Genomic DNA, 22,640 nt, shown 5'->3' with positions numbered 1-22,640 from the left:
TATGAAGGGATTATTTTCAGCTTTAATGTGTTCCTTTGATGAACAAGGAAACATAAATGAGAAAGGCTTACGGGAAATTGTCAGATATAATATCGATGTTTCCGAAGTGGATGGTCTTTATGTAAATGGCAGTACCGGGGAGAACTTCCTGTTATCCACGGAGCAAAAGAAACAGGTATTTAAAATTGTAAAGGATGAAGTCGGTGACGAAGTGAAATTGATCGGGCAAGTGGGATCTTTGAACATCGATGAAGCAGTGGAGCTGGCCCAGTACACGACAGATTTGGGATATGATGCTATTTCTGCTGTCACACCTTTTTATTATAAATTTGATTTTGCAGAGGTCAAAGACTACTACCAGACAATTCTTGAAAGCGTTGATAACGATTTGATTATTTATTCCATTCCAGCATTGACAGGGGTCAATATGAACCTGGATCAATTTGCTGAGCTATTTGAACATGAAAAAATCATCGGTGTAAAATTCACAGCTCCTGACTTTTTCCTGTTGGAACGAATTCGCCACAAATTCCCAGAGAAACTGATTTATTCTGGATTTGATGAGATGCTCCTGTCAGCAAGTGTATTAGATATCGATGGCGCTATTGGCAGTACGTTCAATCTGAATGGACAACGGGCGAAACAGATCTTTGAATTGGCGCAAAATGGTAAAATTGACGAGGCGAGAGCAGTACAAAAAGTAACGAACGATGTAATTGCTGAAATACTTGATAATGGACTCTATCAAACTATTAAAGAAGTCCTTAAGCAAAAAGGCGTAGACGCCGGTTTTTGCCGCAAACCGATGCGTGCTTTAACAGAAACAGAAGTAACAAGAGCTAATAAAATTGCTGAAAAGTATTTTAATTAAAACTCTTCTTGATAGTTGATTTTCATAATAATAATAATATTGACAATTAACTATCAAGATGATATATTTTTTACTAACAAATGAAAGCGTTTCAAAACATATTAAAGGGAGAGAGGTTATTTTATGAAGAAACATATCATGAAGTTAGGCTTTTTGTTAGTTTTAGTATTCGCTTTAGCGGCGTGTTCTGGAGAAAATGATACAAGTTCTGCAGGTGCCGACTCTTCATCTGATGGAGAAAAATTTGAATTGAAGTTTGGAATGGTAGCCGGAACTGCTCAGAACGAATACAAGGCGGCTGAGCTGCTAGCTGACTATGTAGAGAAAGAAAGTGATGGACAATTAACCATCAACATTTATGCAGATTCTCAACTTGGAGATGACCGCGCCATGTTAGAGCAAGTAAGGGAAGATAGCTTAGATATTACTCTTGCGGAGACTGGCAGATTCGGGATATGGGTACCGCGTGCTGAACTGATGGGTCTTCCATATATTGTGGAGGATTTCGATCACCTGAAACGTGCTGTTTATGAAACGGACTATGGGAAAGAACTTCATGAGGAATTAGAGAAAGACCATAACTGGATGATAGCTGCAACTGCCTATAATGGTACTCGTCAGACGACTTCCAACCGTCCGATAGAATCATTAAGTGATATGGAAGGTTTGAAACTTCGCGTTCCGGAAGCTGATACACTCCTTGATTATGCTAAATATACTGGAGCCTCTCCTACACCGATGGCATTTACAGAAGTATACATGGCGCTTCAGACTAACTCCGTAGATGGACAGGAGAATCCTCTTTCCACGATTGATGCACAAAAATTCTATGAAGTACAGGATTACCTCGCTATGACAAATCATGTAGTTAACGATGCCAATTATGTAGTAAGTAAAAAGACTTGGGATGCATTACCTGAAGACCTCCAGACCATTTTACAAGAAGGAATTGATAAGGCTGCCGAAGAGCATACCAAGCTATTTAAAGAAGAAGAAGCAAGTTTGATTTCTAAGTTCGAAAAAGAAGGTGTCACTGTAACAAGGCCTGATTTAGAGGAATTCAGAAAGGCAGTCTCCAAAGCTTACCCTAAATATCTGGAAGATATTGAAGGTGACGGAGAAAAATACTTACAACAAATTAAAGACGCGCGGTAATTCAAACTCGATCTAGGGGAATGTTTATGAAAAAGTTCTTTCGGAATCTCGAGGAGATTATTGGTGGATCGCTGTTCATCGTAATATTAATTGTTCTTGTCCTCCAAATCTTTTCAAGGCAGGTATTGGATAGTCCGAATACGTGGTCTGAGCAGCTGGCGAGGTTTCTATTTGTATATGTAGCTTACCTTGCCGTCTCCTCTGAGATTAAAAGTGATGGACATGTGAGAATCGAATACTTCTTTGAGAAGCTGCCAGTCAGGATACAAAATGTTATCCACTACACTTTTCAAATACTAATAGGGATCATCCTGCTGGTAATGACCTATATCGGGTACGAAATGTCAATACGTAAGCTTCCGGTGGAGATTGTCTCCTTGAATATATCCTATGTATATATGTATATGGCACTCCCGGTACTATCCTTGCTTATGCTTTATCGCTTGATTGAGAAAAACATCAAAGAGATAAAGCATAAGAAGGAGGTGGGATAAATGGATGTCTTTATGATATTGCTGTTATGGCTTGTCCTTTTATTCCTGGGTATGCCGGTGGGGTTCACGTTACTGCTTGCAGCATTTGTTTATTTTCTTACCAATGACTGGAGCCTGGTATTTTTCACAAGTGCGAAATTGGTTGATAGTCTTGATACATTTTCGCTGCTTGCCGTTCCATTCTTTATATTAACTGGAACATTAATGAATTCATCTGGCATCACCGAGCGGATTTTCAGTTTTGCAAGATCGCTGGTAGGACACTTCATGGGTGGACTGGGACATGTGAACATCATGGCAAGCTTAATGTTTTCCGGCATGTCCGGTTCAGCACTTGCTGACGCTGGGGGGCTGGGACAATTAGAAATTAAGTCGATGCGTGACGGGAAGTACGATGATGATTACGCGGGAGGCCTAACGGCAGCTTCAGCGATCATTGGGCCAATTATTCCTCCCAGTATTCCATTGATCATTTATGGTGTAGTCTCTGATCAATCGATTGCCGATTTATTTTTAGCGGGAGTTATCCCAGGTATTATAATGGCAGCCAGCTTGATGGTGGTCGCCTATATTTTTGCAAAGAAGCGTGGATTTCCAAAGGAAGAAAAGTCTACCTTCAAAAAGCGTGCTTTTCATTTTAAAGAAGCATTTTGGGCATTGCTGACACCGGTTATCATTATAGGTGGTATCTTTTCTGGGTTATTTACACCGACAGAGGCTGCTGTGGTAGCCACGGTTTATGCAATGATCCTGGGGTTCTTTTTATATCGTGAACTGACTTTGAAGAAGTTTTTTGATAATGTGGTTGATTCGTTAAAATTGACCGGGGTAGCTGTATTGATGATTATGGCTGTTGAGTTTTTTGGCCAGATGATCGCGCATGAACGAGTCGCCATGGAAATAGCTGACTTTTTCTTGAATGTCACAGAAAACCCTGTACTATTGCTGTTATTGATCAATTTACTCTTGATTTTTCTGGGAACGTTCATCGAGTCATTGGCTTTACTGATTTTATTGATACCAATTCTGGTGCCTGTTGTCGTAGCAGCTGGTGTCGATCCAGTTCATTTTGGTATCATTGTTATTCTGAACTTGATGATTGGAATATTGACTCCACCGATGGGAATGGCGTTGTTTGTGGTGTCAAAAGTGGGTAATATCCCTATTCATGTCATCACCAGAGGAGTCATTCCATTTTGGATTCCGTTGTTCGTTACATTGATTATCATAACGATATTTCCTCAACTTGTACTGTTTTTACCTAATTTGTTTAGTCCGTAATTTTAAAGAGAAAAGCCTGTCTGCAGGTTTTTCTCTTTTTAACTTGAATATAGAGGAGAAATAGCTATGTTGATTGCCGTGTTTGATATAGGAGGAACATCAATAAAGTATGGTGTTGTAGATAGGGATGGCTCATTTATGGAAGATGGCTCCTTCCCCACAGCAGCAAAACAAGGTGGAGAAGCTATTATAAAAAAAGTCATCAATAAAAGCCTGGAAATAAAAAAAATCTGGAAGATAGATGGAATATCCATTAGTACAGCTGGTCAGATTAATTCGGAAAATGGGGTAGTGGTATATGCTACTGATACTATCCCCGATTACACTGGAATGGATATCAGAAGTCGTGTTGGAAAAGCAACAGGTCTGAAGGTTAAAGTAGAAAATGATGTCAATTGTACAGCGCTCGGAGAATATTGGAAGGGTGCAGCTAATGATACAGAAAACTTTTTATGTTTGACCATTGGTACGGGAATCGGAGGTTCATTGTTTTTAAATGGTCAATTATATTCTGGTTCCAGTCATGCTGCGGCTGAGATCGGTCATCTTACTTTATATCCCGGAGGGAAGCCGTGCACCTGTGGAAATGATGGTTGTCTGGAAAGATATGCTTCAAGTTCCGCCTTGGAAGAGATGATAAATGAATCGTTTGGTAGTAAAATAAAGGTAATAGAATTCTTCGAAAAATTGCGGTATGGTGATAAACAGAGTGAAGCAGTTTTTAATCAGTGGCTGGATGATTTGACGACCGGCCTTAAGTCGGTTGTTCATGTTTTAAATCCAGAACTGATCGTTATCGGTGGCGGTATTTCTGCCCAAGGTGAATTTCTTTTGACCCATATTAAACAATCGCTTTTTGAAAAAGTGATGCCGAATCATCGAAGAAAACTTGATGTTCGGATAGCAGTTCATCAAAATAAAGCAAACCTTCTGGGAGCTGCTTACCACTATTTTGCTGATTGACCGCAAAGGGAGAAAGAGGGGATCATTTTATGGAAAAGAACCGACTTAATGGTGTGAAACCTTCCATTTTAATGGAACAAAATAAGCCTGGTTTTACAAAGTCAGAAAATAAAATATATCAGTATATCCAAGCAAATAGCCAGCAGGTTCTCTACCATTCATTGACGGAATTATCAGAGGCGAGCGGTGTGGCAGAGGCTACGGTTCTACGCTTTTTTCGAAAACTGGGATTCAAGGGATTTCAGGATTTTAAATTTTTGTTCGCTCAGGAATTATCAGTGCAAGGCAAGGATGATAATGAAGCTACTTACGTAGAAAAAATCAAGAATAATATGGTACGGGCCATCGAAGATTCCTACGATCTTGTAGACCCGGACGTATTACAGCAGTGTATCAGCACAATCCATGAGGCGAACGATGTTGTTGTATTCGGTGTTGGTTCTTCTGGTATTGCTGCCCAGGATATGCAGACCCGGCTGATGCGTATTGGAAAGCATGTGGATGTCATTACGGATCCACACTTTCAAGTGATGCGTGCTTCCACCATGAATGAAAATACGGTTGTAATCGCTATAAGTCTGACGGGAAGTACTAAAGATATTGTGGATAGTGTAGCTATTGCGAAGGAAAACAACGCGCAAGTCATTGCACTCACAAACTATATCAGATCCCCTCTCACGAAATTTGCAGATCACGTCTTACTTTCATCATCGAAAGAGAGCCCATTGGACAGTGGATCACTAGTAGCTAAGATAACCCAGTTATTCTTAATCGATTTGATATGTACCGGGCTAACCATTAAAAACTACGAGTATGCAGAAAAAGTTAAAATGGGAATTACCAAGAATACTGCAAGTAAGTTATATTAAGATTTTACTTTAAAAAAGGATGAAACAAAAGGTCTGAAGGGTACCCCCTTCAGACCTTTTGTTTCGTTTGGTTTATAGAGCTTAAGATTCAGTAACCAGAACAACGCCATCTTCTATACGAATAGTCAGCCCCTAGATCCGCATTCTCTCTCAGCTAGTCATTGGCATGAATGCTCAGGACTATCCGTAGTAAGGCATGATAGAATTGTTGCCGCCTCTTTCTGCGACGAGCCCTTCGACCACCAATGGTTGGTACCGGTTCGTTTTCCGTGTTCAGGTGTGTACTGAATCAATTCACCTGCGTGGCGTCTTTGTTGACTCCATCCAGCTTATGATAATCGATGTCATTCAGGTCATGCCACATGCTGTAAAATGTATCTATAGAGGGTTGGATTGATTCTTGTAAGGAAGGCAACCCCAGCACACTCTGAACTAGGAATGGCTTGATGACTCCCTGCCCATTTTTTGCGGTATCTGTTCGGATTGGTTGAACAGAGTAATCAGCTCTTCTTTGTATTCCTCTGCTTTCTCTGTCTCGTTGTTCTTAGTGGCCATTAGATGTCTAACGGAATTTCACCAGCTTCATCGTAATATTTCAGTTTTTCGAGGTAAGATTCTACTTCGGTTAAAAACTTCTCGTTCTCCTATTCCTGATTCAATTGCTCTGGGAGTTGCTGTAGATGTTCAAACTCTTTCATTAACTAAGCCGCTGCTTGTTCTTTACCTTCGTCAGACACATAGGCTTCCCGGAATTTCTTTATTAGAGGCGTCAATGTTAGCGATTCTTTACTCGGGAGTGTTAATATTATACAAGGTTCGCTTTCTATTTGATTCTGGAGCGTTTTTCTCCCTTATAACCTTTTCTGAAAATTTCCTGTACACGATGCAGTGTAATATAAGCTTCAGGATCAATAGCCTCTACCAGCTTTTTAAGTTGGACGATTTCCCGTTTGTTTATGACGATATATAATACATTCTTATCGGTTTGGCTATAACCGCCTTTTGCTTCAAGAACCGTGACTCCTTGTGACATTTTTTCCGTGACGGCCTGAAGAATGTTTTCGCTTTTGTCTGAGATGATCATCACAGCACTGCGTTCTTCTGTTCCCTCCACGATGGCATCAATGACTTTTGCTCCAATATATACCGCAATCAGTGTATACATAGCTTTTTCTTTTCCGATAACGAAAGAAGAACCTGCAATCACAGTTATATCAATGATCAGCATGGCACTTCCGACACTCCATCCCAGCCATTGGTTAAGTAAGCGTGCAAGAATGGTCGTGCCGCCTGATGTTCCTCCCGCTTTGAATATGAATCCGATCCCCATCCCTACAGCCAGGCCGGCATATAAAGCAGCTAATAACGTATCCCCGTTCAGTGACTCACCCCAACCGGCCGTGATATGGAGGAAAATGGAGGTAATCACAATGGAAATAATCGTAAGGATGGTCATTCGTTTTGTGAAATACTTATATCCGATCGCAACCAAAGAAGTATTAATGAGAAAATTCGTTATTCCAGGAGACCAGCCAAATAAATAGTAGGTTACGATGGTAATCCCTATAATGCCACCTTCGGAAAGTTGGTTAGGAATGGCAAAATAATTTATACCAATCGCAAAAATAAAAGAACCGACAATAAGTAAAATCAAGTCTTTACTATACCTCTGCATATCGTACTGCCTCCCATCCTTACACGAATTATAAGGGAAACTCTACAACAGGAAAAGGTGTTTTGCACCCAAACATGCAAAACACCTTTTGTCTTTTATAAGGATCTGAAATCTTCGCCTGCTTGCCTTGTAAGATTAGAGTCATAGGTTATAAGGAGGCACGTAGTTGTTATATTTCCTGGAAAAGACAACTCTGGCATACTCTATTCCTAGACCTCCATTTTTAATTCTTAGAGTGAGATGTAGTAACACAATTGCCTCAGGGGTATGATAGTAAGTAATGGAGTAGAGATGTTTTGAAGAAGGGGAGGGTTTTGTTGTGAAGTTGGTGATGAAAAATAGCTGGGCCGGTGCGGTATTACTATTATACTTATTGATTGCCCCTGCTGGTGCGTGGGCGGCTTTTGGGCCTGATGAATGGCTGGAATATCGGTTGAATGACAGCAATAATCCCGTTTTTAACCAGGAAGGAGTAAAGCCGCTTGAGGCCACGACATTTGAAACAGAGGATGAAATCCGTTCGACACCAGTAGTGGCAGGAGACCGCATGTTTGTCGGCAATCACAATACCGGAGGTATGTTTGCTTTTGATATCAAGACAGGAGAGCAATTGTGGCAGAACCAGGCGCCGAACTGGATCCATTCGGAAATGATCTATCATGACGGAACCGTTTATGTCGGGTATGGCAACCGATTTTTTCAGGGTAATGGGCTCCGGGGTACAGGAAAAAGCGGCGTGATGGCTGTGGATGCGGAAACAGGCGAAACGAAATGGCAGACAAGTACCGACGGTGAAGTCATGCCCGCCCCGGTTTATCATGATGGTTATGTTTATGCCGCGGCAGGGGACAGGCAGATATATAAGATGGAAGTGGAGTCAGGGGAGGTCGTGGACGAGATAGGTCTTGGTCATGTCGTCAGTATGTCTTCTCCTAATCTATATGAAGGGAAGTTGTTTGTGGGAGGCGGCCATCCACAGCCATATACTTTTTCTTCTATTGATTTAGCTGATGGTGAAGTGGTGTGGCAGACGGAAATGCCGAAAGCTTTCGCCGGGTTGGATGATGTGCCGCCTGCCATCAGCGATGATATTGTCGTAACGACAGCGCTGGAGGGACCTAAGCAATTAACGCTTAAAGAAGTCTATGAGCAATATGGATTGTTAGAAGCTTATAAAGAAATGGGAAGGTCATTTGGCGGGGAGCGCATGGAACACCCGGAACATGTCATCTATGCGATGGATACAGAGACCGGGGAAGTACTGTGGAAAAAAAGCCTTGGATATGGCGAGATGGTAAAAAACAATAAATCAGGTGCACCGATGATTTACAATGGAACAGTATATGTTGGGAGTCCGATCACGAAAAAGTTTTATGCCTATGATTTGAAAACCGGCGAACGGCTTTGGGACTTTCAAAACACTACGATGAAAGCTCCGCCGGTCGCAGAAGGTGGAGTTGTCTATTTTTCTAACGCTAAAGGATACGTCCATGCCCTCGATGCTGAAACAGGGGAAGAAATCGGACGAAAGAAACTTGGCGGCACTCTGGCACCATCGGGACCGATTATTATGAATGATACGTTGATTGTCGGGAGTCAGGATAGCAAGGTTTATGCACTGCCTACAGAGGATATCCGTAATGGTTCGGATGCATTCACCGCTGACCCGGAGCCTCCGGAGAAAAGCCAGTTCAGTTTTCTTACGGTCGTTTATGGGATACCTTTAGTAACATTTGTTGTACTGGTAACTATCCTAATTGTTACCGTAAGGAAAAGCAGAAAAAATAAAATCGAGAGATAAACTGAGCCACCCCAGGTCCTCCAAATTCTGGAGGACCTGGGGTAAAACCTTGAACACCCCGGAGCCCTCCAAAATCTGGAGGACCCGGGGTGTTTGGTTTATGGAGCAAGAATGCGTCTAAGTGCATTGTAAAAAGAAATTCCAGTTTGCCGTTTGTTAGCAAATCATGTAAAATAAAAACATAAAATGCAAGCGCTTGCACGATAATATAAAATACCTATGACTTAAGAACTTCTTTTTATTTACCCTTTTATGCAAGCGTTTGCGCCACAAGTTGCAAACGTATAGGTTTACGAAAAGAAGGGAGGGCTGATGACGCTATTCTATTAATCTATTAAGGAGGAAATAATTGAATGAGAAGAGATACGAGGCGTAATTTCTCCATTTTTTTGATTTTGATCATGCTGTTAAGCTTATGGTCGCCGATTGCGCCAGTTAAACAGACGCATGCAGCGGGAGCTACTGATGCAACCGCGACAGAGGAAACTACAAAAAGAACGGTCCAGTTCAATTACATCCGGGAAGATGAGAATTTTGGCGACTGGAATATTTGGACCTGGAATACTGGCGTCCAGGATGGCCAGATTAATTTTGATTCGTATGAAGGCAGTGTTGCGACAGCGAATATTTCCGTTGCACCGGAAACAAAAGAGTTCGGTTTTGTACTCCGCAGCACGGAAGACTGGAATACGGCGGAAAAAGAATTTGGAGACCGCTTTATCCAGGTCAGCCAGAACGACACCCTCACCAAGGCCTACATAACCAGCGGTGTCGAGGAAATAAGGATAGTGCCGGATGGCTCGGCTCCTGTCATTGATAACGGAAATGCGACGTTCTTTTACAGGGATAAAGAGTTGTTCGCATCCGATGCGATGGACACGATCGATAAAGTCGAGTTGAAGTTCAACGGTGAAACGAAGGAAATGACGTATGAGCCGGAGAATGAGCGGTTTGTTTTTACGTACAATGATATTCCAAATGGAGAACATGCATACACGTACCTCGTGACCAAGGATGGGCAGACTACCGAGGTGACCGATCCATACAACACAGTAGATGGCGTTTCGACCATCAGTTTCGAAAAAGCTGACCTCAGCGTTTCGGGAACAGTCGAACCTGCAGCGATTGACTATAATGAAAACGCTGTGTTGAATGTTGATGTGGAAGGTCTAACGGATAACCTGCAGGTTACAGAAATGTATGCGGATATTTCTTCCTTAGGCGGATCACAAAAGCTGCCGATTGATCCGTCACTACAGGAAATCTCCATTGCTGTCGATGATGACGTGACAGCTGGGACGAAGGCGATTCCGCTTACTGTAGTAGATTCTTTCGGCAATCATCATGAAGGAACCGCAGAAGTAGAAGTGAAAACGCGCCAGTCTGTCGGTGAAGCTGATTTTGACTGGGACGAGTCGATCATTTATTTTATGCTGACCGACCGCTTTTTTGATGGTGATACATCGAACAACGATCCATACAACCTTGGTTATGACACGGAAAAACGTGGCACCTACCAGGGAGGAGATTTTGAAGGGATTACGAAAAAACTTGATTATCTCGATAATCTTGGGGTGAACACGATCTGGATCAGCCCGATTGTCGAAAACATCAAGTATGATGTCCGCTACAATGAAGACGGCGACCAGCCTTACTATAGCTACCATGGTTATTGGGCAAATAACTTTGGGAAATTGAACCCCCACTTCGGAACGATGGAAGAGTTCCATAACCTGATTGATGAAGCCCATGCCCGTGATATGAAAATCATGGTCGATGTCGTATTGAATCATACCGGATATGGTTTGAAGGAAGTCGACGATATGCCTGAAGCTGAGCAGCCGGAAGGTTATCCGACCGACGCTGACCGCGAAAGGTTCAGCAGCCTTGTCCGTCAGGGAGCAGATGTCGGCACCGATGAGGTTGTCGGTGAACTGGCTGGATTACCTGACTTAAAGACCGAAGATCCTGCCGTCCGCCAGCAGATCATCGACTGGCAGACGAGCTGGATTGAGGCAGCGACGACAGATGAAGGAAACACGATTGACTACTTCCGTGTCGATACCGTAAAGCATGTCGAGGATACGACATGGATGGCATTCAAGAACGCGATTACGGAAAAAATGCCGGAACACAAAATGATCGGGGAAGCATGGGGAGCCAATGCCGACAACGATTACGGCTACCTGGAAACCGGAATGATGGACTCGCTCCTTGATTTCGGATTCAAAGGAATTGCCCATGATTTCGTCAATGGCAGCTTGAAAGCAGCCGATGACAAGCTTGCTGCACGTAATGAGAAAATGGATAACACCGCTACGTTAGGGCAATTTTTAGGCAGCCACGATGAAGATGGTTTCCTGCATTCTCTTGGTGGCGATGAAGGCAAACTGAAAGTAGCGGCTTCCCTTCAGGCGACCGCAAAAGGGCAGCCGGTCATCTATTACGGGGAAGAACTCGGGCAATCGGGAGCGAACAACTACCCGGAATACGATAACCGCTATGATTTTGCCTGGAATGAAGTAGAAAACAATGATATTCTCGCACACTATTCTAAGATTTTGAACTTCCGGGGCGAGCAGTCCGAGGTTTTTGCAAAAGGAGATCGTACGTTTGTCGGCGGATCTGACAGCGATCAATTCTTACTGTTTGAACGGGCTTATGACGGCAGCTCCGTCCATGTCGGGCTTAATGTTGCCGATGAAGCTAAGGAAGTGACCATCGAAGTGGAAGACGGTACAACTGTGACCGATCACTATACTGGAAAGGTTTACGAGGCTTCAGAAGGAAAGGTTACTTTGACTATCCCTTCCAAAGCGGACGGTGGTACTGCCTTGTTGACCGCTGAAGGTGGAGCCATTACGGGTGTTGCAGGTGCAAGTGATGGAGGAGAAGGCGACATGGAAGTCGAGCCTGTCCCGGAAGATCATATCCGCATCCATTACAAGCGTGACGATGGCAACTATGAAAACTATGGCTTATGGCTGTGGAATGATGTAGCTGAACCTTCCGCAAATTGGCCGACAGGAGCGACCATGTTTGAAGAAACAGACAGCTATGGTGCCTATGCCGACGTACCACTTGCTGACGGTGCGAAAAATATCGGCTTCCTGGTCATGGATGTGACCAAAGGAGATGCCGGAAAAGATGGTGGAGATAAAGATTTTACGATTACCTCACCGGAAATCAACGAGATTTATATCAAACAGGGATCGGATAAAGTTTATACCTATGAACCAGTAGATTTACCTGAAAATACCGTTCGCATCCATTATGACCGCGACAATGATGATTATGAAAACTTCGGTCTTTGGAACTGGGGCGATGTAGCTAATCCTTCTGAAAATTGGCCGACTGGTGCCGCTCCTTTTGAAGGAACAGACAGATACGGGGCCTATGTAGATATCAAGCTGACAGAAAATGCAAAGGAAATCGGCATGATCACGCTTGATACGACGAATGGCAACAAAGATGGCGGCGACAAAACTTTCAATCTATTAGACCGATACAATCAGCTATGGCTCAGACAAGGTGACGACAATGTCTATGTTTCTCCGTACTGGGAAATGGCCACTGGCCTTGCATCGGCAGAGGTGATTGCCGAAGATACCATCGAATTAAGCTTTACCATGACTGATGGTCTGACCGTTGATGGTTTGATCGCGAAGCTGTCCATCAAAGATGTCGATGGTAACGATGTAGCGATAGACAGTGTGGATATCACCGGTGACAAGACGGTGGAAGTGAAAGCTGTTTTCGATTTGGAAAAACTTCCACTGACGGTGGAATACGGGGAAAGAACTGTTTCCGCAGACACGAGCTGGAGAATGATTGATGAACTGTATGCCTATGAAGGCGATGATCTTGGTGCAACCTATCAGGATGGCGATGCCACATTGAAATTATGGGCGCCAAAAGCAAGCAAAGTCGTGGCGAACTTTTTTGACAAAGAAGATGCCGCAACCAAAATTGGCAGTGTCGAACTGACAAAAGTGGAACAGGGTGTCTGGGCTGAAGAGGTCGCTGCCAGTGAACTGGGAGTTGAGGATCTCGAAGGCTACTACTATCAGTACGAAGTGACCAATGACGGTGTCACGAAAAAAGTATTGGATCCATACGCCAAGTCCATGGCAGCATTTACTGTCGACACGACAGGCGAACCTGGCCCGGATGGCGATGATGTCGGTAAAGCGGCAATCGTCGATTTGAGCGGTACAGATCCGGAAGGCTTCGGTCATGCGGCGATCGATGGTTATGAAAAACGTGAAGATGCGGTGATTTACGAAACTCACATCCGCGACTTTACATCTGACCCATCCATCGCAGATGACCTGGATTCCAAATGGGGATCTTATACCGCGTTCATTGACAAGCTGGACTATATTAAATCGCTGGGAGTAACCCATGTGCAGCTGCTTCCTGTGATGGCATGGTACTATGGCGATGAAACCGATATGGGTGAACGGGAACTGGAGTATTCAGCAGCGGGTAATTCGTACAACTGGGGTTATGACCCGCACAGTTACTTCTCGCCGGATGGTGCCTATTCCGAAAACCCGAAAGATCCAGAACTGCGTGTGAAAGAATTGAAGCAATTGATCGATGCAATTCACGATGCCGGCATGGGCGTTGTGTTTGATGTCGTCTATACCCATATGGCCAAGACAAGCACCTTGAATGATATCGTTCCTGATTATTATGCTTTCCAGGACGATCAGGGCAACTTCCTTGGCGGTTTCGGTAACAACCTGGCGACCAACCATTATATGGCGGAAAAGCTGATGGTCGATTCCGTAGAATACTGGTTCGATGAGTACAAAATTGACGGCATGCGTTTTGACATGATGGGTGACGCTACTTATCCAGCTGTCCAGAATGCGTATGATGCCGCAGAAGCGATCAACCCGGATGCGTTGTTCATCGGTGAAGGATGGAGAACGTTTGCCGGCCATCTTGCCGATCCATCTTTAGAAGGTATGGGCGCAGATCAGGACTGGATGGATAAAACCGACGATGTCGCCGTATTCTCCGATGAAATTCGAAACGAATTAAAGTCCGGTTTCGGTTCTGAAGGGGAGCCTCGCTTCCTGACCGGGGGAGCACGTGATCTCGATGTCATTTTCAACAACATCAAAGGTCAGCCTTCCAATACGGCGGAAGACGATCCAGGCGATATGGTCCAGTACATTGCGGCACACGATAACCTGCCGTTGTATGATGTCATCGCCCAGTCAATTAAAAAGGATCCGGCCATACCGGAAAACGATTTAGAAATTCATAAACGGATTCGTCTAGGGAATTCGATGATTTTGACCTCCCAGGGTACAGCTTTCATCCATTCCGGCCAGGAGTACGGTCGTACCAAGCAATGGCTCGGTGAAGGTGTACCGGAACAGAAGTATCATGAATTGACTGATGACAGTGGCGATCCATTTGGCTACTTCATCCATGATTCCTATGATTCTTCTGATGCCATAAACATGTTTGACTGGGAAAAAGCGACCAACGAAGAGAAATATGCGGTTAATACAACGACGAGGGACTTCACAGCAGGCATGATTGAACTGCGTAAATCTACCAATGCATTTAGGTTGGGCGAACAATCGCTGGTCAATGAAAATGTTTCCTTGCTGGAATTCCCCGAAATGCAGGAGAATGACTTGTTGATCGGTTATGAAGCAGTGTCGACCGACGAAACGGGCAACTATTATGTATTCGTCAATGCCGATGATCAAGCACGCAGCCTGACACTAGGTGATTATAACTTCCGTGGCGGCGATGTGCTGGTAGACAGTGACGAAGCTGGTGCTGAATCAGTGGACGAACGATCCGGTTTTGAAATGACGGAAGATACACTGACTATCGAGCCGCTGACAACCGTCGTCATCAAAATGGAAAACCGTAAAGCGAATGAACCGCTGACACCGGAAGAGCTGGTTCAATTCAATACCGAAGATTTCCTAGCTGGTAAAGTTTCTGCTGCACAAGATGCCGGAACCATGATGGATCTGACTGCAGCAGGCGAAATGAAACCGGCAGAAATTAAGGATATTGTATTGGAAGTATTCTTAAATGAGGACAAAGAAGAAAAGCAAACCGGCAAAGCACGAGCTGTTGAAACAGCTGTGGAACAGATCGAGCGTAGTTTGGAGAAGTTGCTGGAAGATGCAGGCAAGAAAAATGCAGACAAAACAGCCTCCAAGCAGCTTACAGAAGCGTTAGAGAAAATAAAAAAGCTTAAATAAAGTGACCCACCCCGGAGCCCTCCAAAAATGGAGGACCCGGGGTGCTTTTGTTTGCACCCCAGGTCCTCCAGATATTGTAAAAAAAGTTAGCTGATCCATTGGGCATTCTTGAGTTTTTGTATTGCTAATAATGGGACGAGATTATCGAATATATGGGTGTTTTGGTCTTCGTTGATGGAATAAGCTCCTCGAAACTTGGAGCGGTTGACCCGGAAGTCAATCATCCGTTGATAGGCTTGAAGTGCGAGCTCCCTATCCTTGATTTCAATCGCATATAGGATAACGAATCCATATATCGCCGGAGACTCATACGCTACCATTGGTGAACGGGTAGTTATACTGTATCTTCCGTTCAAGACGCCTCTTTGTTCTAATTCCTTTTTAATAAATATGAGCAATTCATCAGAATTAAAATCAAGCTGGGAACGATTGATGGCCACTAACAGCTGGTCGATCAAGTTTATTTCTTCATCAAACACCATTTTTTTCGTTTGCACGTTGTAAGACTTAGGGTAAAAGCCATTCTTCAATGGGACTTCCTGTAATAGCGCCGTCATTTTCTTGTAGCTGGACGGAGTTATGTGGCCGTGTTGCTCCAGCATTTTAATCGCCTCAGGGTCCAGGTAGGAAAGTGTAATCGTTTGGGTCTGATAGTCATAAAACCTATCATAAAAATCAACCAGGACTGATTGATAGATAAGGTTGCTGCCAAGAAATGTTCCAACCTTATCAGCTGCTGTCAGATATTCAGTCGCTCCCCATTGGCGATAAGCCAGAATCAAAGCTTTGTAGATTCGCAGATCATCGATCAGTGCGTTGGTCTGTACATCGGACTCTCCCGTCTCAGGCAGTTTCCAGGATATGAATCCCTCTCCCGTCATGAAGTAGGTTTTCAATAAGCGGAACCTCTCTTCAAACATGGCTTCATCATCATTTTCAATCGCATAAAGCATCCACAGACCAAGGGATTCGGATAAGGCTTCCCTTCCCTGAACTTTATCTTCATCCTTTTCAATCGTTTCCTTTAAATAAGTAGCGAAAGTTCCATTATCATTACGCATCCATTCATTAATGAATTGAACGGTGTCTTCGTTGTCTGCCTTCCCAATTGCTCCTCTTGTAAAGAAAGCGATGTTGACAGCCACTACAAGAAACATCAGCAACATCAGTATCTTTTTCAACTCCTCTTCACCTTTACCCTTGCACTACGAGACTGATCGATTTTCATTCGCCTGTTTACCTTTGAACCGTTGTGTTTTATACCAGGTTACCTCCTGTCGGAATAAGACACGCTTAGTTTCCAAGTACGTAGCATAAATGACGAGAAGAATCCAAAGCTGGGAATAGGTGAAATACATAAATACTACAATCGAGACATTCTTCCAGGTCAACTGACCCTTTTCAAAGCTGAGAGCTAAAGTCACTTCTGTTACAAATAATAAGAAGCCCAGCACCAGCAGAATAAAAGAGACGGGTCCTACGGAAAGTTGCAAATCAAGAAACAAATTCAGGATGAATATCGTGTGGGATATGATGACTCCTGCGAAAAACAGTAAGTAAGTGAACAGGAAGTACGTAAGGTCGATTGCGATCTTTTTCCTCTTTAATTTATGAAATCCAAGCAGGTACTTCAGGATGACGTACTCATTACCTCGTGCCCAGCGCGTCCGCTGCTTCCACCAGACCTTCAGTGTTTCAGGCTCCTGTTCCCAGGTGATGGCAGCGGGGAAAAAACGGATATGATAGCCGAGATTATAAACCCGGAAACTTAATTCGGTATCCTCGGAAAGAGCCCTTTCATCCCAACCGCCTAGTTCTTCAAGGATGGAACGTCTTATGGCAAAGTTCGTTCCTGGAATGGTGCTCATTTTGAACCAGAACCAGCGGCCTGCCTGGGCGAGCCATTGGAAGGTGAGCGTTTCGATGTTGATCAGACGGGTCAACAGGTTCCTATTGGCATTGATAACCCGAAACTTGCCGACAACCGCTCCGGCTTTCGGGTCATTTTGCAATCCCAGGGCCAGATTTATGACCGCATCGGGCTCCGGGGTGTTATCGGCATCATATACGACAATGACTTCACCGTTAGAAGCCTTCAACCCTTGGTTCAAGGCGCCTGATTTACCTTTTCCTGCATGTGGCGGCCTGGTGTGGACCACCTTGATTACTGGAAATTTTCGTGCATAAGTGTCTGCTATTTCTCCAGTTCCATCACTGGAGTTGTCATTGATTACGATTACTTCGAGTTTGTGTCTGGGGTATTTCAACTGGAGCATCGCATTCAGTGTATTTTCAATGACTACCTCTTCATTATGGGCAGGTATCAGGACACTTACGGTGGGGAGTTCGCCACTACGTCTGCTCCATTTTATTGCCGTCTTTTTATAATTGAGTGAGTGAAGGTAGCCGCCTTGCATCAAAAACATATGGTAGAACAGCATGAACCATATTAAAAATAGTGATATATAGATGAAGATATCAGCCAACTTTATCCCTCCATTCTTCTTTAGCCAGACGCCGGTAGGACACGATGGTATAAATGGTGAAAAAAATAACAGCCAATGTCCCTGTTCCGACCATGGCCCATGTTATTTTATCCACAGCAGTTTTCATATGGTAATTAAAACTCTCTTTAGAATCCGTCATTGCTCCGAATGTATCTCTGGATGTGTGAATCTTTCCGTTCTTGGCCGCAATCATTACTTCAGAGGTAGAAGCAGTAGCTGTTTCCTGCTTCAGGTCAATCCATTCGATGTCAGGTAAATTTTCCAGGTGCTCTAAAAGTTCTTTGAACTTTTCTACTCCTAAGTAAGGATGGTAGAAAAGGGATACTATACCGTCTCTTACGATCAATTGGTTTTCTGCTTTTGCAACGATCGTTTCGAGTGCTTGCGGGTCTTCCGGCTGGACATAGCCCAGTGTCTCTGGCAGCAAGGTCATCCCATGAAGGAAGGATGGGCGAGTGATATATGGAGTGGAATCCATCGTTTTCCAATCTTTGTCGCTTAATTGCACCTGCCCAACATAGGTGGAGTAGTGGCTGGCAACCGTTTGGTAACCATTTTGTGACATGGTATAGTGCGGCGCCTCGAATGCCAGCGGCTGAAGTCCGAACCCATTGAGTTCATTGATGCCTTTTGTCACCTTCTTTGTCACATATTCCTGTTCAAAGGATAGAAGTTCTTGCAGGTAAGCTTCATACTCCTGATCATTCTTAAAATTATTGGGACCTTTCAAAGGGGCTGGATCTGTTGCATTTTTGTAAATCGGTGTGTTGTTCTCCACGTCCCAAAATTCGAAACCTTCACCGGTCTCTGTCGAACGATACTGATGCGTATATCCGTGCTGGACGATACTTCCCCCGTTTTTCTGCATATATTTCAACACTTCCAGGACCTTCGGGTAGTCCGACATATGAAATTGTTCCCCTGTTTCAGGATTGACATAGACCGGAATGACGGCAATCATATAAGGAATCTCTTTTTCTTTTAAAACTTCAGCCACTTGCTTCAATTTCACCGGGTCAACCATCGGATGGACATCCTCTAAACGGATATAGCCAGGATGCTGTCGTTTGTGAGGTGCATCAAAAACTTCATGGAACACTTCCGCCAGTAATAGTGATGAATTGTAGTCGATTTTACTTAAACCTACATAAAAATACCTTTCTTTTTTGGTAATTAACGGGTAAGCAGTGTGCCCCCCCTTGGCCCATGCTAATACGGAGGAGCTTTTATCAGGATTGATATTCTGCACTTCGTGGAGAGCAATCCTGATTTTTCTATCAGGATCGGACGATACGTACATCTCATTGAACTTTTTTACAGCGAGTGGCTCAGCGAATGAGAAAGCGGGTCCTAATTGTTCGATGTTATGCCCTGATGCAACCACTGTTCCGGGAAACCTTTCCAGTTCGTCACGGAGATCATCAGGAAGTTCTTCCTGTTTGATTCCCTGGTAAAATAAATGGGTGATCCCTTTTAATTGCTCTGCCTGAAAATTCCGGGTGGAGACGAATTGAATGCGGGTAGTGAAGTGACCGATTAACATATCCAGCATCCGTTGGTACTCATCTATTTCGTTATCCTCATTGGAATAGACCACCAGAACATTAGGAGACTGTGCTTCACTACCTTCCGCAAAGGCAGGGAAGGTTGTGGCCATCGACCCAAGCAATAGCATCAGACAGGTGATCAGCGAACGTAGCATCGACTTTCTCCTTTCTTTTTGATAATTAAGTTCTTTATTAAGAACGTATTGTTAAAAAAAGAGATGCTGTCATTTTTCCTCGTGCCTTATCTTTATTGCCAAAAGGTAAGAAACCAGCAGCATCAATCCGGCAGTTACTCCACCCACTAACAGTGGCAGCCACAATGGATTCATAAGGAATAGATAATCAGTTATTCGCGCTGAGTCTACCTGCGATAGTCTTTGAGTACCGGTCTCTGTGTCATTTAAATAAGGGGCAGGATCGCCGACAGCAGCAAGGTCTATCCAATCGAGATTTGGAATTGTTGTCATATACTCCAACATTTCTTCTAATCCTTCAGCGCCTAAGTAGGGATGGTAGAAGGCACTCATCACACTGTCTCTCGCTAATGATAAATGTTCTGCACGTGACATCACGTCGGTGATCGAGTGAGGTTCACCATCCTGAATGTAGCGTAAAGTTTCTGGCAACAGTTGCATGCCATGGATAAAGGATGGCCGGGTCAGAAAAGGTGATTCCTCCATGTGTTTCCAGTTTTCGTTTGAGAGCTGCAGTTGTCCAATGTAAGTAGGGAAAAAATCTGCCACTGCCTCGTAGCCTTCTTGTGAAATAGCATAATGGGGTGTTTCAAACGCATAAGGATTCAGACCGTTCTTTTGTAACTCGATGATTCCTTTTTTAATTCGATTCTTGACGTATGTTTTGTCCTTTTTTTCTGAAGTGTCGTTAGGACTCCAAAATTCGAAACCGTCCCCTGACTTTCCCAGGGCTGATTGATCTGTATAGCCGTGGAGAAGAATAGTTGCGCCCTTCTGCTGCAAGTGTTGAAGGACTGACACCAGTCCAGGCGAATCTGATAAATAATAATTTTCACCGGTGGCGGGGTCTTTATAGATGGGTGTGACAGATACCATGAAAGGAATTCCTTTTTCAAACAGGACATTTGCAGATTGGCTTAATAAATCAGGATCAAGTAAAGGATTGACGTCTTCCAGCCGCATCGCAGCAGGATGGATGTTTTGGTGTTCGACATCAAACACTTCATGCAGCACTTCGCCTAACAGGATTGCATCGGAAATGGCAAGGTTATAGTCAGCATAATAGTAGTTGGATTGATTTTGGATGAATAATGGATAGGACTCATTCTTCCCCTGAGCGGAGATCCACGTATGGGTGACATTACTGTCTTTTACATTAAAAATTTGGTGGTCTTCAGGAAGTTGGATTTCTTTTTCCTGGGAGGTTAACGTTAGTTTGCTTACCCCTGGTTCCCCATTGCCCTTTACAAATTCAAAATCGGTAAACTGTTCCTGGTTGTAGCCGATGACAACTTTAGTACCTTTAAATTGATTCAGGATATTAACCGCCTCAGCAGGTAATTCATCCTTCACTTGGCCGTAGTAAAAAAGGTGTGTCGTGGAGTTGAGGTCCGATTCCTCCAGGTCGGATGCATTTATAAACGTAACTGGTTGACTGAAATGACTGAGCAGCATGTCGAGACTTCTTTGATGTTCTCCGATTTTGTTGTCTGGTGAAGAATATACAACGGTTATGACAGGTTCCTGGCTGGCATTTACTTCAGCATAAACGTACGAAAAGCTCCAGGGGACATACAGTATTGCCAGACAAAGATAGAAGCAGCAAATAAGTTTCTTCAGTCGTTTCAATCACTTGCCTCCTTTCAATTTTAGTAGTGTTATAACGAAAGTGTCGTTCTTTAAATAGAACGATACAACATATTCAGTCAAAATACAAGTGGCCAGCGCAAATAAGATTTCTATAAATTAACATATAACTCCAGGTTTTCCATCGTTCGTTATACCGTGTAGGAAGCAGGAAAAATAATAGGAGAGAAACATAATAAAATAACACATTAATCAGCAGACCGAATCGTATAATGAAAAAATACAGTTCGGCAACTTACACGTTCGCTACATAAGTACCTTTAGGATGTACGCCGACTTTTATAAAGAGTATCACAGGGTAGACAATTGACGTCACCGGGGCTTTTTTCACAATATGAATAAAACTTTCCTTACACAGGTCTATGGAACTCTATCACTGGTAAAGCTAGTGATAGAGAGGGTGATGGGAGTGCAGTGGGACTACCAATTGATATTTGGAGTAGACAAACAGCTTCATGTGATTAGTTTTGCTTTAGTATCTTTACTGTGTGGCATGATTTTAGTATTGGTATCTGATCGACAGACCATATATCGCAGGGCAGGCACGCTTTGGATGGCTTTGGTCATTGTTGGAATAGTAGAGGAATACAGGCAATATTTTGCACCAGCCCGGAGTGCGGAGTTGTTCGATGCTATTGCGAACATGGCAGGAGTAACCGTCGGCTTACTGGTGCCGCTTCTATTATTTTTTATCATCCGAAACCGTAGTCACCTCAAATATCCTGGTCTCTATTTTATCGTTCTGATTCCTTTATTCATTGGTTTGCTTTACCTTAATGAGAGACCTTTTGTTACGTTCGACGAACCTTTGCAGGAAAAAATGAATAGGGTTGTTACTTTTATTGGATTAGAAGATTAGTGAAAATGCAGGATGCATATTTTGAATATTTTAATAGATTGTTATACGGTTGTAGTATCAACAAAGGAGGAGAGTTCCATGCAGCGATTGATGTGCAAAGGAAAAATACATCGTGCAACCGTAACAGAGGCAGAACTGGATTATGTCGGAAGTATAACTATCGATCAAAAGTTAATGAAAGAAGCCGATATCAAGCCGTACGAAATGGTCCAGGTGACCAGTCTGAAGAATGCGACGAGATGGAAAACGTATGCGATTCCTGCTCCAGAGGGCTCGGGGAGAATTTGTCTGAATGGACCACCAGCTCATTTGTTCTCACCAGGAGACATCGTCATCATTTTGAGCATGGCGCAAATGACCGATGAAGAAATTGAAACGTTAAGACCAAGGGTCGTGTTTGTCGATGGAGCGAATGCGATTACTTCTGTGGAAGAACATGACCTTCATTGGCCGGAAGGTGTTAAATAAATATCGAAAAAAGGGGCATGGGTTATTCCATGTCCCTTTTAATTAAAGCTTGTAATGAGTGGAA

General features: G+C 43.5%; 15 protein-coding genes. 10 read left to right on the top strand and 5 right to left on the bottom strand.

Translation table 11 applies throughout. The annotated features are described in order from the left end of the window. The first annotated feature begins 1 nt into the window (after position 1). The 6 genes from P855_RS0112675 (at position 2) to P855_RS0112650 (ending at position 5,633) form a co-directional block, all read left to right on the top strand. Complete coding sequence (locus P855_RS0112675) at positions 2-871, top strand: N-acetylneuraminate lyase (RefSeq protein WP_028783921.1); 870 nt, start codon at positions 2-4, stop codon at positions 869-871. A 123-nt stretch (positions 872-994) separates the two neighbouring features. Beyond that, positions 995-2,026 (top strand): sialic acid TRAP transporter substrate-binding protein SiaP, encoded by a 1,032-nt coding sequence (locus tag P855_RS0112670; RefSeq protein WP_028783920.1) that lies wholly within the window; start codon positions 995-997, stop codon positions 2,024-2,026. 26 nt (positions 2,027-2,052) lie between these two features. Beyond that, a complete protein-coding gene (locus tag P855_RS22520; protein WP_028783919.1) occupies positions 2,053-2,520 on the top strand; it encodes a TRAP transporter small permease in 468 nt (155 codons plus the stop codon). Further along, positions 2,521-3,801: a TRAP transporter large permease gene (locus P855_RS0112660; protein ID WP_028783918.1), complete on the top strand. Its 1,281-nt coding sequence runs from the start codon at positions 2,521-2,523 to the stop codon at positions 3,799-3,801. A gap of 66 nt (positions 3,802-3,867) precedes the next feature. Then, positions 3,868-4,764 carry an ROK family protein gene (locus P855_RS0112655; protein WP_028783917.1) on the top strand — a complete coding sequence of 299 codons (897 nt, stop codon included), beginning with the start codon at positions 3,868-3,870 and terminating at the stop codon, positions 4,762-4,764. A gap of 29 nt (positions 4,765-4,793) precedes the next feature. Further along, complete coding sequence (locus tag P855_RS0112650) at positions 4,794-5,633, top strand: MurR/RpiR family transcriptional regulator (protein WP_028783916.1); 840 nt, start codon at positions 4,794-4,796, stop codon at positions 5,631-5,633. Between the two features lie 823 nt (positions 5,634-6,456). Here P855_RS0112650 and P855_RS0112645 read toward each other — a convergent pair. Then, positions 6,457-7,308: a YitT family protein gene (locus tag P855_RS0112645; RefSeq protein ID WP_028783915.1), complete on the bottom strand. Its 852-nt coding sequence runs from the start codon at positions 7,306-7,308 to the stop codon at positions 6,457-6,459. A 319-nt stretch (positions 7,309-7,627) separates the two neighbouring features. Between P855_RS0112645 and P855_RS20935 the strand changes: the two genes are divergently transcribed. Together P855_RS20935 and P855_RS20930 are read left to right on the top strand one after the other, a co-directional pair. After that, a complete protein-coding gene (locus P855_RS20935; RefSeq protein WP_051353205.1) occupies positions 7,628-9,109 on the top strand; it encodes a PQQ-binding-like beta-propeller repeat protein in 1,482 nt (493 codons plus the stop codon). Between the two features lie 353 nt (positions 9,110-9,462). Next, positions 9,463-15,354, top strand: coding sequence for a pullulanase (locus P855_RS20930; RefSeq protein WP_084315695.1), 5,892 nt, complete (start codon positions 9,463-9,465; stop codon positions 15,352-15,354). A gap of 86 nt (positions 15,355-15,440) precedes the next feature. Here P855_RS20930 and P855_RS0112630 read toward each other — a convergent pair whose 3' ends face one another. The 4 genes from P855_RS0112630 to P855_RS0112615 form a co-directional block, all read right to left on the bottom strand. Then, entirely contained in the window at positions 15,441-16,535 is a 1,095-nt protein-coding gene (locus tag P855_RS0112630; RefSeq protein WP_028783914.1) for a glycosyl hydrolase family 8, read from the bottom strand. 24 nt (positions 16,536-16,559) lie between these two features. After that, positions 16,560-17,840 carry a glycosyltransferase family 2 protein gene (locus P855_RS0112625; protein ID WP_028783913.1) on the bottom strand — a complete coding sequence of 427 codons (1,281 nt, stop codon included), beginning with the start codon at positions 17,838-17,840 and terminating at the stop codon, positions 16,560-16,562. Next, complete coding sequence (locus P855_RS20925; RefSeq protein ID WP_051353204.1) at positions 17,833-19,563, bottom strand: DUF2334 domain-containing protein; 1,731 nt, start codon at positions 19,561-19,563, stop codon at positions 17,833-17,835. The genes P855_RS0112625 and P855_RS20925 overlap by 8 nt, the downstream gene beginning before the upstream one ends. Before the next feature lie 69 nt (positions 19,564-19,632). After that, positions 19,633-21,231 (bottom strand): DUF2334 domain-containing protein, encoded by a 1,599-nt coding sequence (locus P855_RS0112615; RefSeq protein ID WP_028783912.1) that lies wholly within the window; start codon positions 21,229-21,231, stop codon positions 19,633-19,635. Positions 21,232-21,658: 427 nt separating this feature from the next. Between P855_RS0112615 and P855_RS0112610 the strand changes: the two genes are divergently transcribed. Both P855_RS0112610 and panD read left to right on the top strand, forming a co-directional pair. After that, positions 21,659-22,108, top strand: coding sequence for a VanZ family protein (locus P855_RS0112610; protein WP_028783911.1), 450 nt, complete (start codon positions 21,659-21,661; stop codon positions 22,106-22,108). A 78-nt stretch (positions 22,109-22,186) separates the two neighbouring features. Continuing rightward, positions 22,187-22,576: an aspartate 1-decarboxylase gene (panD, locus tag P855_RS0112605; protein ID WP_028783910.1), complete on the top strand. Its 390-nt coding sequence runs from the start codon at positions 22,187-22,189 to the stop codon at positions 22,574-22,576. Positions 22,577-22,640 lie beyond the last annotated feature (64 nt).

The organism is Thalassobacillus devorans MSP14, assembly GCF_000496835.1.
Lineage (GTDB): Bacteria > Bacillota > Bacilli > Bacillales > Halobacillaceae > Thalassobacillus > Thalassobacillus devorans_B.
Note: the sequence above shows the minus strand (reverse complement) of the source record. Positions and strands in the feature narration are given on the sequence as shown.